The 14,511-nt window shown below is 69.1% G+C and carries 15 protein-coding genes; 8 read left to right on the top strand and 7 right to left on the bottom strand.

Annotated features, from left to right (window positions below; all coding sequences use genetic code 11):
• The first annotated feature begins 79 nt into the window (after positions 1-79).
• From LK06_RS26335 to LK06_RS26305, 7 genes are all read left to right on the top strand, one after another.
• Entirely contained in the window at positions 80-1,174 is a 1,095-nt protein-coding gene (locus LK06_RS26335; RefSeq protein ID WP_039648061.1) for an NAD(P)/FAD-dependent oxidoreductase, read from the top strand.
• 343 nt (positions 1,175-1,517) lie between these two features.
• On the top strand, positions 1,518-2,477 hold the full coding sequence (locus tag LK06_RS26330) for a cucumopine synthase-related protein (RefSeq protein WP_052269664.1): 960 nt from the start codon (positions 1,518-1,520) through the stop codon (positions 2,475-2,477).
• Positions 2,470-3,588 (top strand): NAD(P)/FAD-dependent oxidoreductase, encoded by a 1,119-nt coding sequence (locus LK06_RS26325; RefSeq protein ID WP_052269665.1) that lies wholly within the window; start codon positions 2,470-2,472, stop codon positions 3,586-3,588. Before LK06_RS26330 ends, LK06_RS26325 begins: the two co-directional genes overlap by 8 nt.
• 196 nt (positions 3,589-3,784) lie before the next feature.
• Positions 3,785-4,774 (top strand): SAM-dependent methyltransferase, encoded by a 990-nt coding sequence (locus tag LK06_RS26320; RefSeq protein ID WP_234367511.1) that lies wholly within the window; start codon positions 3,785-3,787, stop codon positions 4,772-4,774.
• Positions 4,771-5,166, top strand: a complete 396-nt coding sequence (locus LK06_RS26315) for a cupin domain-containing protein (protein ID WP_052270233.1) — start codon at positions 4,771-4,773, stop codon at positions 5,164-5,166. The genes LK06_RS26320 and LK06_RS26315 overlap by 4 nt, the downstream gene beginning before the upstream one ends.
• 91 nt (positions 5,167-5,257) lie before the next feature.
• Positions 5,258-6,280, top strand: coding sequence for a pyridoxal phosphate-dependent aminotransferase (locus LK06_RS26310; protein WP_234367510.1), 1,023 nt, complete (start codon positions 5,258-5,260; stop codon positions 6,278-6,280).
• Positions 6,281-6,315: 35 nt separating this feature from the next.
• Entirely contained in the window at positions 6,316-6,780 is a 465-nt protein-coding gene (locus LK06_RS26305) for a VOC family protein (protein ID WP_039656671.1), read from the top strand.
• 201 nt (positions 6,781-6,981) lie between these two features.
• On the opposite strand, the gene LK06_RS26300 is transcribed toward LK06_RS26305, so the two are convergent.
• From LK06_RS26300 to LK06_RS26270, 7 genes are all read right to left on the bottom strand, one after another.
• Complete coding sequence (locus LK06_RS26300; protein WP_039656672.1) at positions 6,982-7,827, bottom strand: class I SAM-dependent methyltransferase; 846 nt, start codon at positions 7,825-7,827, stop codon at positions 6,982-6,984.
• 77 nt (positions 7,828-7,904) lie between these two features.
• Positions 7,905-8,672 (bottom strand): O-methyltransferase, encoded by a 768-nt coding sequence (locus LK06_RS26295; RefSeq protein ID WP_039656674.1) that lies wholly within the window; start codon positions 8,670-8,672, stop codon positions 7,905-7,907.
• Between the two features lie 145 nt (positions 8,673-8,817).
• Positions 8,818-9,615, bottom strand: a complete 798-nt coding sequence (locus tag LK06_RS26290) for an FAD-binding oxidoreductase (protein ID WP_052270234.1) — start codon at positions 9,613-9,615, stop codon at positions 8,818-8,820.
• A gap of 146 nt (positions 9,616-9,761) precedes the next feature.
• Positions 9,762-10,382 carry a response regulator gene (locus tag LK06_RS26285; RefSeq protein WP_052270235.1) on the bottom strand — a complete coding sequence of 207 codons (621 nt, stop codon included), beginning with the start codon at positions 10,380-10,382 and terminating at the stop codon, positions 9,762-9,764.
• Between the two features lie 180 nt (positions 10,383-10,562).
• Positions 10,563-12,026, bottom strand: a complete 1,464-nt coding sequence (locus LK06_RS26280) for an MFS transporter (RefSeq protein WP_078886404.1) — start codon at positions 12,024-12,026, stop codon at positions 10,563-10,565.
• Positions 12,027-12,402: 376 nt separating this feature from the next.
• Entirely contained in the window at positions 12,403-12,747 is a 345-nt protein-coding gene (locus LK06_RS26275; RefSeq protein WP_039656675.1) for a glyoxalase/bleomycin resistance/dioxygenase family protein, read from the bottom strand.
• 13 nt (positions 12,748-12,760) lie between these two features.
• Positions 12,761-12,934 carry a ribbon-helix-helix domain-containing protein gene (locus tag LK06_RS26270; RefSeq protein WP_039656677.1) on the bottom strand — a complete coding sequence of 58 codons (174 nt, stop codon included), beginning with the start codon at positions 12,932-12,934 and terminating at the stop codon, positions 12,761-12,763.
• Between the two features lie 514 nt (positions 12,935-13,448).
• Between LK06_RS26270 and LK06_RS26265 the strand changes: the two genes are divergently transcribed.
• A complete protein-coding gene (locus LK06_RS26265) occupies positions 13,449-14,495 on the top strand; it encodes a class I SAM-dependent methyltransferase (RefSeq protein WP_078859089.1) in 1,047 nt (348 codons plus the stop codon).
• Positions 14,496-14,511 lie beyond the last annotated feature (16 nt).

Below are 14,511 nucleotides of genomic sequence, written 5' to 3'. Positions count from 1 at the left end.
CGATAGACCGGAATCATCGAAACCGGACATCCTCATCGACAGGGGGACTCGTATGCCTGGTCGGCAAGGAACCGCCGACATGCTGATCATCGGCGGCGGAGTGACAGCGTTGTCGATCTCTTATCACTGCGCACGGGCGGGCATCGACGTCATCCTGCTCGATCCGGACGACGCCGAGGCCACCGTGGCGCAGGCCGCCCGCCCGGTGCGCACCTACCAACCGGGGAAGGTCCACAACTCCGAGCTGACGGTGCGCAGCCTCGCGGACTACCGTGCGTTCACCCCGGCCGGGGGCGCCGACCTGGTGCTCTCGGACATCGGGTGGCTGGTGATACCGGTCGACCGGCAGGAAGCCGTGGAGTTGGAGCGGGAGTCGGCGGCCCAACGCGCCGTCGGCGTGGAGCTGGAACCGTTGACCCCGCACCAGGCCCGCACGCGCAACCCCTGGCTGGATCCGGCCGGGACCGAGTCCGCCGTCTGGTGCCCGCAGTCCTACCTCCTCGACGTGGACAAGGTGGTGCGGGGCTACGCCGACGGCGCGCGGAAACACGGCGCCCGGCTGCTGGCCGGTCAGAGGGTGACCGGACTGGACTCGAAGAACGGCCACGTCGCCACCGCCCGCGGCGAGTTCGCCGCGGAGAGCGTCGTCCTGGCGGCCGGGGCGGGCAGCTGCGCACTCGCGACCTCAGCTGGGCTGGAGCTCCCGCTGTGGGCTCAGTCCGCGGAACTGTTCCGCACCGACCCGGTCCTGACCGACGGTGGGCTCGACACCCCGTTCACCGTCCACCCGGCGTCCGGGCTGAAGACGCTGGGCTCCGGACGCTCCTTCCTGGTCGGCTTGGAGCGCGTGTCCAAGCAGGAGGGCATGCGGGACGTGTGGTTCAGGCAGGCCGCCGAGGAACTGGCCGCGCGGTACCCGAAGCTGAAGGACGTCGGGCTGCACAGCGTGTGGACCGGGACGGTGGACGTCACCCCGACCAGGACGGCGTGCATCGGCCGGGCGCGCGACGCGCACGAGCGGATCTTCGTCGCGGCCGGGTACACCGGCCAGGATCTCGGCCAGGCGCCCGCCACCGGCCGGATCATCCGCGATCTGTACCTTGGCCGCTCCCCCGGCATCGACCTCGCACCGTTCACGCTCACGCCGTCCACGCCGGTGCAGAGCGGGGCGTGACCACCGCCAGGACGTTTCCCCCTCGCCGTCCCGCCGACGGCCGTGCTCCCTCGCGTCAACACCAAGGCCGTCCGGGCGGCGGGAAGGGTCCATCCCGCCTATGTCAGGTCGGGCCCGAATACCGACAAAGGCGCTGCGGAGCCCGGCATAATGACAAACTCCGCGTTTACCGTCGGGATATCGACGTGACAAAGTCAGCAGCTTGTCGGGGCACGGGAGGGTTTTCCCTACCATGCGATTCTGGCCGCTGATAACGTCCCCCATGTCACTATCCGACCGGCCCTCCAAACCTGATGAATGCATGCACGCCATTGGAGGAACCGAGTAGAACGGGGTAGGAATAATGCGCCAAATTGAGATCGCCTGGCAGTCGATCGGCGCCAAGGTGCGCGTCTCTCTCGACGAAGGCCGCAACGCCCAACTCGTCGAGCCGCTGTGGGCGTCATTGCCGTATCAGACCTTGCAGGGGCATGCGCTCGTGGCCGGTGACTGCATTTATCACGTTCCGCCGGCGCACGACCTCCTCCACGCCGTGCCGGACTACAAGGTCGACCGCAAAATCCAGCCCGACGGCACCGTGTTCTGTTCCGCGGTGCAGCACCTCACCATCAAGTACGGCGACCTGACCGAACCGATGCCCACCGCGCCGATCGGTTCCGTCGTCCCGGAGGACCTCGACGCGCTGCCGAAGATCGGCCAGATGGTCTGGGACGCTGTGCACGGCAACGGCGCCCCGATCCTCGCGCAGGTGCGGCGGGTGAACGGCGAGTCCGGCCACGGGGTGCGGCGCATGCCGACGGAGTCCGCCCGGGCGCGCGACCTGGTCGAACGGATCTCCGCGGAGACCGAGCGGGTGCTGATCGAACCAACCGACGAGCTGATCGCCGCGCACGAGGGCCGCTTCGACACCGGGGCCGGGACCAAGAACTCGGTGTTGACCACGCTCGTCTGCATCAACGGCGAGACCCGGCCGCTGGGCTATGTGTCCCACACCGGACTGGTGCGGGCCGCCCGGCTGACCGACGTGCCACTCTCCGCACTGGTCGAGATGGCCAGGATCCTGCTCGTCAAACCCACCGAATTCCTTGGCTACTGCGGGCTGAACACGCTGTGGAACCTCACCCAGGAGGTGGTCGCCGTCATCGAGGAGACCACCTCCAAGGAGGACTTCATCGCACTGCTCTCCCACATGGCCACCTACACCAACGCCCTCGGCGCCTGGAACCTGCAGCTGTTCCCGTGGGAACTGGAGGGCGACACCTGGACGTTCCGTCCGACCATCACGAGGAGTGCGCATGCCTGACCGGAAGAACTCCACCGAACTGCTGATCATAGGCGGCGGCGTGATCGGCGTGTCCATCGCCTACCACTGCGCCAAGGCCGGCATCGACGTGCTCCTGCTGGAAAAGGACCAGTTCGGCACGGCCACCACAGCACAGACCGCGCGGGCGTTTCGCACGTACTTCCCGAAGAAGCCGCACGACACCGAACTGGCGGTCCGGAGCCTGCCCGAGTTCAACGCGTTCGCGGCGACGATGAACACCGACCTCGGGCTGAAGCACCTCGGGCTGCTCACGGTGCTCACCAGCCCTGAGCAGGCGGCCGAGATCGAGGCACTGCTGCCGGCGCACCGCGAGGTGGGCGCCGACGTCCAACTGCTCACCCCCGCCCAGGCTGTCGAGTACAACCCCTGGCTGGACGCCGGGACGATCGAGGCTGCGGTCTGGTCCCCGGAGTGTTACCGCGTCGCGCCGGAAGCGCTGGTCAAGGGGTACGCGGACGCGGCGACGACGCTGGGTGCCCGGCTGCTGACCGGCACCGAAGTGACCGGTATCGACGCCCGAACCGGCCAGGTGTCCACCACCGCAGGCGAGTTCACCGCGGACGCACTGGTCATCGCGGCCGGGCCGTGGGGCGGCGACGTGGCCAAGCTCGCCGGCATGGAGTTGCCGGTCTGGGGCCAGTTCGCCGAGCTGCTGTACACCGACCCGATCTGCGACCACGACACCGACACGCCCTTCACCTTCCACCCGGTCTCCGGCCTGAAGACGATGGGGCGGGGCAAGGGATTCCTCGTCGGCCTGGAGCGCATCTCCAAGCAGGAGGGCATGCGGGACGTCTGGTTCGAGGCGGCCGTCGACGAGTTGCCCAAGTGGTACCCGAAGGCGGCGGGCGCCAAGCTGCACAGTGCCTGGACCGGGACGCTGGACGTCACCCCGACGAAGTCGGCGCTGATCGGCCAGGGTGCGGGCGAGCACCAGCGGATCCTCTTCGCGGCCGGCTTCACTGGCCACGGCCTGGCCCACGCGCCGACCGCCGGCCGGATCGTCCGCGACCTGTACCGCGGTGCCAAGCCGGAGGTCGACCTCACGCCCTTCTCCCTCGCCACCAACCAGGCGCAGAAGACGGCCTGAGCACGTTCCCCGCGGCGGGCGGCCCGGCACGGCCGCCCGCCCCTCCCCCGGCCATCGCCGGCGCCGGCGGGAGCGGGAGCGGTACCCGCCACCGCTCCCGCCGGTGCACCTGATACTCGCGGCGAGATCTGAGAGGTTCGAATTGTTATCGGCACACGCATTCCCTGCTGATTGGCAAGGCCAAGCACTGACCCCTTTGAATCCGGACACCGCGTTCAACGGCTACATCTGCGCACACGTGGTGCACGCGCTGGAACGGCTGGGCGTCTTCCAGCAGCTGGCAGCGGAGCGGACGCTCGGCATTTCCTCGTTCTGCGAGAAGAACGCACTGGACCCGGCCGTCTTCCGGGCGCTCGTCCAGGCCGCGGCGTCGTTCGGGTACCTCGACGTCCAGGGAGACCGCGCCCGAGCGACCGCCGTCGGCGAGGAGGCCGCCCGGACCCTGGGCTTCTTCACCTGGGGCGTCGGCGGCTACCACGACGTCTTCGCCAACGCGGCGCCGCTCGCCCGCGGCGACCGCCGGTTCGGTGTCGATCTGCACCGCGACGAGGCCATGGTCGCGCTCGGTTCCGCCCAGGCGGACACCGCGATGATGCGCCACATCCTGGACGAGGAGATCGCCGCCATCGACTTCCGCACCCTGGTCGACCTCGGCTCGGGTGTCAGCGAGCGGGTCTCCCGGCTGGTCAAGGCCCGGCCGGGCAGCCGCGGGATCGGCATCGACATCAGCCGTCCCGCCACCGAGCTCGCACACGAGACGATAGCCGGGTACGGCCTGCGCGGCACCGTGCAGCCGGTCTGCGCGGACGTCCTCGACATCCTCTTCAAGGAGCAGGAGGTCGACGGCAGCGACGCGGCCGACGTCGTGATGAGCTTCATGTTCCTGCACGACCTGCTGGCCGGCCCGGAGCGCCGCGAAGAGGTCATCCCCCGGCTGCGCAAGGCCTTCCCGCAGGCGCACACCTTCCTGCTGGCCGACACCACGATCCGGCCGCGCAGCGAAGGCGAGGACTCCCGACTGCCGGTCTTCTCCAGCGGGTTCGAACTCGCCCACGCGCTGATGGGCGTGCCCATCTACACCCGCGAGGAGTACGAGCAACTCTTCCAGCGGGGTGGGATGCAACTGCGCCGTACGGTGCCCTTCGGTGTTCCGCACACGTACCTGTTCGTCCTGGAGGCGTCGTGACGGCGCAGGACGCGGTGGCAGAAGCGGACGCGGAGATCATCACTTCGCTGCCCATCCCACTCGCGGTCGCCGGGCACCACCAGCCCGCGCCCTTCTACCTCACCGCGGAGATGTTCGGCGGGCTGCCGGTGCAGCTGGCCGGCGGCGAGCTCAGCAAGCTCGTGGGCAAGCCCGTCGCCGCTCCGCACACCCATGACGTCGACGAGCTCTACTTCCTGGTGTCACCCGAACCGGGCCAGGCCCGCATCGAGGTCCAACTCGACGGTGTCCGCCATGAACTGGTGTCCCCGTCGGTGATGCGGATCCCGGCTGGCAGCGAGCACTGCTTCCTCACTCTGGAGGCAGCGGTGGGGAGTTATTGCTTCGGGATCCTGTTGGGAGATCATCTGTGAGTTCCCCGAGCCAACCGCCCCGTCACCGGGACGCGGGGGTCTGCCCGTGAACGCTCCGGTCCGGCAAGCGCCTCAGACCTACAACACCAGTGTGCCGTCTGCGGATGCGCTGGTGCGATTGCACCTCAGTGAGAGTCCGTTCGGTGCGAGTCCCGCAGCGGTCTCGGCGGTGACCGGGGAACTGGACCGGATCAACCGCTACCCGGCGCCCGAGCGCGAGGGACTCATCCGGCTCCTCAGCCAGCACTGGGAGCTACCCGAAGAGCAGATCGCGGTGGCCAACGGCAGCGACGAGCTGGTGCTGGCGACCGCGCTCACCCTCGGCGACCTGGACCGCCCCGGCCTCGTCACCGCCGGCACTTTCCCCGGCTACCTGGCGGCACTGGAGCGCATCGGCCGGGGCGCGGTCCAGGTACCGCTCGACGGCCCCCGGGTCGACCCGGCGGCGTTCGCGGAGCGGCTCCCCGAGTGCGGCATCGGCTTTGTGTGCAACCCGCACAACCCGTGTGGCACCGCGCTGCCGGGGCCGGCGCTCGACGCACTGGTCGCCGCGGCGCGCAGCAGCGGCACCCCGCTCGTCTTCGACGAGGCATACCACGAGTTCGGCCCCCCGGACCAACCGCAGGCCAGGAGCCGGCTGCGGGACGGTACCCCGGTGCTCGCGCTGCGCACCTTCTCCAAGGCCTACGGGCTGGCGGCCCTACGGATCGGTTATGCGCTGGGTCCCGCCGAACTGATCGCGGAGGTGCGCCGAACGCTGGCCGTGCTGCCCTTCAGCGTGAACCGTGCCGCTCAGGCCGCGGCGGCGGCGGCCCTCGCGGACCAGGAATTCCTAGGCCGCGTCCGGCAGGAGAGCGGGGAGCGGCGCCGCTGGTTCCGCGCCGAGCTCGATCGCCGCGGGTACCGCTGTCTGCCCTCGGTCACCAACTTCGTGGCGGTCGCGGTCGACGCCTCCGACGAGGCACAGGACATCCTGGCCAGGGAACACGGCGTCCTCGTGCGCGACACCGGTGTGTTCGGCTTCCCCGGGCATCTGCGGGTCTCCCTCGGCACCGAGGAGGAGCTGCGGACGTTCCTCTACGCGCTCGACCAGATCACCGCGGGCGTGCGGTAGCCGCGCCGCATCCACCACACCTTTGGAGGTCAACCGTGGTCAAGCCGATTCCGGACGGTTACGCCGAACTGACGGTGTACCTTTCCGTGGCCGGCGCGGACGAGGCGATCGCCTTCTACGCCCAGGCATTCGGGGCGAAGGAGCTGCAGCGGTACACCGCGCCCGACGGCACGGTGCCCCACGCTCAGATCCGGATCGGCGACACCATCGTGATGCTGTCCGATGAGGCCCCCGCGGCCGGTCTACCCGGCCCCGAGGTCCTCGGCGGCACGCCGGTCACCCTGTACCTGTTCGTGGCGGACGTGGACGCCGCCTTCGCCCAGGCCGTGCGGGCAGGAGCGCAAGAGAAGCGCCCGGTCCGCAACCAGTTCTTCGGCGAGCGAACCGGGCAGGTCATCGACCCGTTCGGGCACCGCTGGACGCTCGCCTCCCGCATCGAGAACGTGAGCTCGGAGGAGTTCGAGCGCCGCGCGAACGCGTACGTCCAGGGCGAGAGCTGATACCGCGCCCCTCGGAACTTCGGGCCTGCCACGCACCTGCGGCAGGCCCGAAGCCATGGACCCCACCTGGTCGGGCGCCGGCACGACGCAGTAGGTGCGACCTGACCGGCCGGCAGGGCGCGCAGACCGGTTCGCGTGAGGCCTCTCTTCGCGCCCGAAGCCGCTTCCGCCCCGCTGTACGGCGCCCGGTGGACGTGCGGTTCAGGTGGTGGCGAGCAGCAGTTCCTCGATGGTCGACGGCCGGAGTCCGTCGACCCGCCCGGCGAAGTAGCGCTCGGCGAGATCACGTGCGGAGACGTGTGCGGTGTGCTCGAATCCGGCTTCCTTGGCCAGCGCCAGGATGTCGTCCGGGCCGAAGAAGCTCCGGAACGGCGTCCCGTCGGCGCGCGCGGCGTGCTCCACCCCTTCCCGGGCGGCTCGCTCCTCAGCGTCGACCAGGTCGACCGGCTGCATGAACGTCATGGCCAGGGTGGAACCCTCGGCGAGGGCCGCGGCCTTGCGGAGCGTGGCAGCGACGGCGTCCCTGGTGAGGTACATGGTGACGCCCGAGCAGGCCAGCACCGCCGGCCGGCCGGGGTCGAAGCCCTCCTCCATCAGGCGCTGCCACCAGTCGTCGTCCGCCTCGAAGTCGACGGGGACCAGCCGCAACCTGTCGGGAATCCCGTAGCCCAACTCGTTCAGGCGCATCCGCTTCCACGCCTGTGTCTCGGGCTGGTCCACCTCGAAGACCTGCACTCCCCCGGCGTCATCCGCCCGCCGCTGCGCGAAGGTGTCGAGGCCGGCGCCGAGGATGACGTACTGGTCGACGCCTCGGACAGCCTGCTCGACGACCAGGTCCTCGGTGAACCGGGCACGGGCAACGATCGACGCCCGCGCCCGGGCGCTGCGCACCGGATCCATGTCCGGCCGGGAACGCCAGTCGTCGTCCGGCGCCACCAGCCGTGCCCCGAGTTCGTCCTCGAACACGTGCGGCGCGGGATCGGCCTGGACGTGGAGAGCCCGCCACAACGCGGTCCGGATCGCGGTCTTGTCCGCCGTCGCCGTCACTGGTGGTTCCTTTCGGTTGGGGCCCGATGGGCCTCACGGTCGTGAGCTTCCCGTTCCCGGCCGGGAACGGTCCGTCCTCACGCGGGCGCGGGGCCGGTGCCGCCGGACGCGGCGGCACCGGAGGGCAGGTACTCCGACTCCAGCACCAGGTCCTTGACCCACGACTGGTATTCGACGTGGGTGCGGTGCTCACGGGTGCGCCACTCGGTGCCCTCGCGCTCGCGCAGATACGCGCGGTAGCGCGGCGCACCCGGTACCTTCATGTTGTCGGCCAACACGATCGAGCCCGGGTGCAACCACCGCTGGTCGAGGATGCGTTGCAGGTCCGGCAGGTAGGCCTGGGCGATGTGGTCGACGAATACGAAGTCCAGCCGGCCCGCGCCGAAGCCGTGCTCGGTGACGAGGCGCTCGATGGTGCGGCCGTCGTCTCCGAGCGTGCCGTGCAGCACTCTGACTTGGTCCCCCAACCCGGCGTGGTCCCAGATGCGTTGGGCTACTGAGGCGTTGGCGGCGTTGAGTTCGACCGAGCAGAGCCGGGCCTCCGGCGGCATCACCCGGGCCATCCGCAGCGCGCTGTACCCGCAGTACGTGCCGAGTTCCAGCAGCAGCCGGGGCTTGGCACGCCGCACCGCGGCGTCCAACAGCAGCCCCTTCTCGTCCCCGACGTTGATCAGCGTGGCCTGCTGGTAGGCATACGTGTCGATCACCCGGATCACGTCATCGACGTCCCCTGGGGCCGCGTGCGAGAGCACGTAATCGGCCAGTGCCTCCTCCCGGCCGTCACCGACCTGACCGGTCCGGGTCAGGTTCCCCATCCGCATCAGCATGCGCAGCCGTTTCGCCATCACCGATCTCCGATCCGGGTCCGCTCACAGGGAGAAATGCCGTTCAGCGACGGTGCGGGACGTCGCGGCCCGCCGTGCCGGCGGCTCGGCGTCTCCACGCGAGGTCCGCAGGAACCCGCACCGCGTCGGCTGTCGGCGGTCAGCGTCAAGGCAGCACCAACTGAAGGCTGTTGACGCCCCGCAGCATCCGCGCTGCCGAACCTCCAGCGGGCGGCGGCTCCGGGAGCGCGGTGCGGTTCGGCGGCCGGAATTGTTCCAGGTGCATGCGCTCGCGCGGAACCCCCAGCGCGCGCAGTGCCTCTACCGCACCGGCCACGAACGGTCCCGGGCCGCACACATACGCCTCGTGGTCGCAAAACGGTGCGGCCAGCGCCCGCAGCCCGGCGGCGTCCGGCAGCCCCTGTCGGGACTCCAGCCAGTGCCGGACGGTGAACCGGTCCGGGTGTGCGGCGGCCAGTCCGGCCAGCTGCTCCCCGAAGATCACCGAACGCTCGTCGCGGTTGGCGTAGATCAGGGCGAGCCGGCCCGAACCGGCGGCCAGTGCCGATTTGATGATCGACATCACCGGGGTGATACCGCTTCCGGCGGCCAGGAAAACGAAGTCGCCGTCGAGCGAGGCGGGGGTGAACCGACCCTCCGGAGGCTGGACGTGCACCACGCTGCCGACCCGCACGCCGGCCAGCAGCCAGCCAGAGCCCCGGCCGGCCGGCGTCCTCTTCACCGTCACCATCAAGCGGTCCGCGGTGTGCGGTGAACTCGACAGCGAATAGCAGCGGGTGACGGACCCGTGCTCGGCACCGGGGATGTGTACGGTGAGGAACTGCCCGGGCCGGTAGCGGAATTCCTCGGCGAGGTCGTCGGGGACGTCGAACACCAATGAGCGGGCGTCCTCGGTCTCGACGATCACATCGGCCACGCGTAACGCGTGGAAACGCTGGTTCATCGTCGTCCTCGCTTCGTGAAGTGCGACGAGAAATTACTTTCAACGCTACCGTGCGAGCCCTTGGTCGCGTACGCGGGCCCGACTGGGGATTTTCCCCAGTCGGACACCTGAATTTCCCGCCCGGTGCTTTCTTTCCGCCCCGTCCGTCAGAGCCGTGTGATGGGCCGGGCCCCGACCCGCGTCGGCGTGCGGCGCACACCGGGCAGCCGGGTTCCCGCGGACCCGGCCGAACCGTCGTACCGGACCAGCTTGAGCATGTCGCACCGACAGGGCTCCGGCTCCGAGCGACGTGCTCCGGACGACAGCGTCCGGCTGAGGTTCTCCAATACCCACTCGGAAGCGTAGGAATCGAAAACCAGGCCGCCCGCGCGCACCATCTCCACCGCGAGCACCAGGTCCTGCCATCGGGCGCCGTTGAGGAGATAGCCGCGGGCCCCGGCGTGCATCGCGGAGAGCAGGGCCTCCCGGTCATCGAGTGAAGAGATGATGAGTACGGCCGTGTCCGGGCAACAGCCGGTGATCGGGCTGATCACCTCGGCGATGCTCTGGCCGGGCTGGACGATGTCCATCACCACGACCTGGGGGCGCAGCGTGTGCGCCATGGCCACCACGTCTGAACCCGTTCCGGACTCACCGACGACGTGGAACGACTCCACCTCGTCGAGCAGGATGCGCAACCCGGATCGGTAGATCGGGTGGTCACCTGCGATCAGTACGGTGGTACGCGTGGCCTCGGGTGGCTCCGACGTCGCTGTCCTGATCACCATTCTCCCGCGAACTAGTCGGTCGACAGTTGCCGTGCTGCCCGCCGTCACGGGTGCGCGAGCCCCGGCACCAGTACCGCGGCCGGCGACGTCTGCCCGCGCGAGACGTCGCGACGGGGCGGACGCTGCCTGTTGCGGCGCTGGGGTCCAAGAGGCGTTCCCCCTGCGGCGCGACCGGTTCCGCTATGCGCGGTCCTTGCGGCCCGCGCCGCGGAGGGCGGAGCAGATCGCCGCGAGGACCATGATCCCCATCATGGTGTAGAAGGCCGCCTTCAGACCCTCGGCGAAGGCGGTCGCGAGCCGGCCGTCCAGCTTGCTGGTGCCAACGAAGATGGCGAACGCCAGGTTCCGCGGGATCGAGTGCGAGGCCACGAGCATGGCCGTGGTGAAGGAGAAGACCATGCCGATGCTGGAGAAGGTGCGCAGCACACCGGAGGCGATGCCCAGCCGGTCGGGCGGGGACGCCTTCATCACGGCGGTGCTGTTGGCCGGGAAGAAGAAACTGCCGCCGATCATGATCACGAGGTTGCCGATCGCGGCCAGCCACAGGCTGCTCGTCGCGGTCATCTGGGCGAAGATCACCATCGCGATGACCGAGATGCCGAGCCCCAGGGTCGCGGGGATGACCGACCCGAGCTTGTCGGTGAGCCGTCCGGCGTAGGGCCCCACCACCGCACCGATCACATAGCCCGGAACCAGCAGCATCGACGCGTCGATGGGATCCATCCCGCGCGTGCCCTGGAGGTACATGATGACCAGGAAGAGCACCGCGAAACTGCCGACGCCCTGGAGCAGCGAGGCCAGCAGCGAGGGCGCCATCGTCGGGATGCGGAACAGGGACAGGTCGAGGGTCGGCTCCGTCTGCTTCAGTTCGACGAAGACGAACACCACCAGGAGTGCGAGGCCGCCGACCAGGAACCCGATCATCGTGCCGTCGAGCGGGCGGGACGCCAATCCGGTCATCGCCCAGAGCACCCCGAAGAGGCCCAGGCCCAGCGTGATCATGCCGGCGAAGTCGAACTTCCGGCGCTGCCGCTCGCTGCGGTCGCGCAGCACCCGCTGCGCCAGCACCAGCGCGACGACGCCGATGGGCACGTTGATCCAGAAGATCCACTGCCACGACACATAGGTCACCATGACGCCACCGAGCAGGACGCCGAGGACCGACCCGAAGGAGAAACCGAAGGCGTTCAAGCCGTAGGCACGGCCGCGTTCCTTCGGTGCGTAGAGCTCCGAGATGATCGCGCCGCTGTTGGCCGCGATCAGTGCGGCGCCGACGCCCTGCAGGAGCCGGAAGCCGATGATGCTCGGCGCGTTCCAGGCCATGGCACAGAGCACCGAGCCGAAGGTGAACACCAGGAAGCCGGCTTTGTACATGCGCACCCGGCCGAACATGTCACCGAACCGGCCCAGCTGCGTGGAGAGCACGGTGACCACGAGGAGGTAGCCGACAACCACCCATGTGACCGCGGACAAGCTGATGTTCAGGTCCTCCTCGATCGCCGGGAGGGCGAGCACCACGATCGTTCCGTCGACCGCGGAGATGAGCACGCCGATCATGACGACGAGCATGCCGAGACCACGCTGCGGCGGTACGGACGACGCCGAGGCGTCTGCCGCCCTGGCCGCGTCTGCTTCGCTGACCATCGATAACCCCGCATCCTTTTTCATGGCTACTAGGCTAGGTTGCTAGCATGCTCGCCCGCAAGCGGCCACGCAAGACGAGGTCGGTAGTCGGCCACTTCCCCAGGGCCGTTTTCCGCCGATCCACCCCTACAGGAATTCGCCACCCCGTTCGAAAGCTTTCCACCGTGCATAAGGAGGCACCGCGTCGGTGGACCATATTCCCAGCGCATTCACCGGAACCACCATCGTTTCGGCCCTTTTCACGCGCCGGAAAAGGGGAACGCCCCCGACACCGAAGGTGATCGGGGGCGTTCAGCGAGACGGGAGTGCGTCGCACGTCGGGGGTTACCACCGGAGCACGGCGGCCGGCGGCACACTCCCGCCCGGCGGTGGCCGCTCAGCCCTTGAGCGGCGCCTCGATGCTCCATTCCCGCCCGTCCGGGTCGCGCACCACCATCCGCTGGGTGCCGTAGTGGGTCTCCTCGAACGGGGAGACCACCTCGACAACCGGGTCGGGCTGGAAGGTCTCCGCGTCCGCGACGCGGAGGACGAGCTGCACCTGCGGATCACGGTCCTGAGGGATCTCGCCGACGACGAAGTACGGCCCGTCGTCATGCTTGAGCATCCCGGAGCCGTGCTCGGTGGCGAATTCCACCTTGTAGCCCAGCGACTCCAGGAACTTGGCCATCTTCCCCCAGCTGTGGGTCTCGACGTAGACGCCTTCGACACCCCGGGTCGTCATGTCTGAATTCCTCTCATGAAACGGTTCGGTCTTCATCGTTACCCTGGCGCTCGGCGAGATAACAACGCAGCGCCTCGGCAACCAGCGCCGACAGCGACAGTTCGCGGTCGATGGCGTAATGCTTCACCTGCCGGATCAGATCCACCGGCAGGTAGACGTTGAACTGCCTCACATTCTCAGCAGTCATGCTAGCAAGCTAGCACGCCGCGGACGGGCTGCCAACCATCGCGCACGGCGTGCCTCCAAGGGGGCCCCACGACCGGGGAGGGGGAGCCCCTCGTCGCTCTCAGGGCCCTCCCGGCCGTCCTCGTTCGCCGCGGCACGCCCTCCGCCCACTCCGCCCACGCGTCCGCACCGGTCACCCCGGCCGGAGCCCCCTTCACCGGACGCGGCGCCCGACACGGTCCGGCACGCTCGACGCGGGCACCGCCCTCCGGACGGCGTCGCGCAACCCGGTGGGCAAGAGCGGCGGAAGATTCCAGGAACGGCGGACGAACCCCCAGAACGGCCCACCCGCTGTCGAACAACGCAGGACCGAATCGAGCGACCGGCGCACCCGCAGGGTCTTCCCACGTCGCGCAGAAATGTGTGGCGGGAAGTGGCGGGAATGAATAGGTGATGCGAACCACCCAACACGTAAGCGGCAGTTCACCGACGCAGATGAGTTACCACAGCCGGACACCCCGCGTTATGCTCGGCCAATGCGATTCGGCTTAATGGCAAGCAATCCACTTGAATGGCTGCTGGTCAAGTTCAATTTGATCGCGCGGCCCGTCCTCGACACCCAGGTAGCAGGCACCTACGCCCACGCCATCATGGCGGCCGTCAAGGTCGGCCTCTTCGACGCACTGGCCGCCGGCCCGGCCACCGCCGAAAAGATAGCGGCCAGCTGCGGCACCCACCCCGACAGCACCGCGAAACTGCTGCCCGCGCTGGCGGCGTCAGGATATCTGCGCACCAGGGGTGATCAGTACGAGTTGAGCCCGCTGTCCCGCAAATGGCTGGTCACCACGAGTCCGCACGCGGTGAACGACAAGCTGATGCTGCATTACTACGAGCTAGGGCTCATGCAGCGGGCCGACGAGTACCTGCGCAGCGGGAGGCCCCTGGACTTCCACACCGGCATGAGCGACGAAGTGTGGGACTCCTACCAGCGCGGCATGAAGTGCCTGACGACCGGTCAGACGAACATGGTGGCCAAGGCCATTCCGGTACCCGAGGGGGCCACCGACATGCTGGACATCGGCGGCTCGCACGGGGCCTACTCGGTCGCGCTGTGCCGCCGCCACCCCTCGCTCCGCGCCGTCGTCTTCGACCTGCCCGACGCCGTACGGCACGCCGCCCCGCTGCTGGCCGAGGAGGGGATGGGCGACCGGGTGCGCCACCAGGCCGGCAACGCCCTGACCGACGACTTCGGCGAGGAATGCTACGACACGGTGGTGATCATCGGCGTCGCGCACCACTTCAGCGATGAGCAGAACCGCGAACTCACCGCCAAGGTGGCCCGGGCCCTGCGCCCCGGCGGGGCCTACACCATCGCCGAGTTCCCCGCCGCCAGCGGCGGGGGCAAGACCCAGCAGCTGGCTGCGCTGCGGGATTTCTACTTCGCACTGGCCAGCGAGTCCGGCACCTGGTCGCCGTCGCAGATGGCTTCCTGGCAGCGCGCCGCCGGCCTTCGGCCCGCCAAGCCGGTGCGGCTGGCCGCCAGCGGCGGCCTCAACCTCCAGTCGGGCTACAAGCCCCGGTGACACACCATGGCCCTGG

Origin of the sequence: Streptomyces pluripotens (assembly GCF_000802245.2) — a bacterium.
GTDB classification, from domain to species: domain Bacteria; phylum Actinomycetota; class Actinomycetes; order Streptomycetales; family Streptomycetaceae; genus Streptomyces; species Streptomyces pluripotens.
This window is presented reverse-complemented; position numbering and strand designations above follow the sequence as displayed.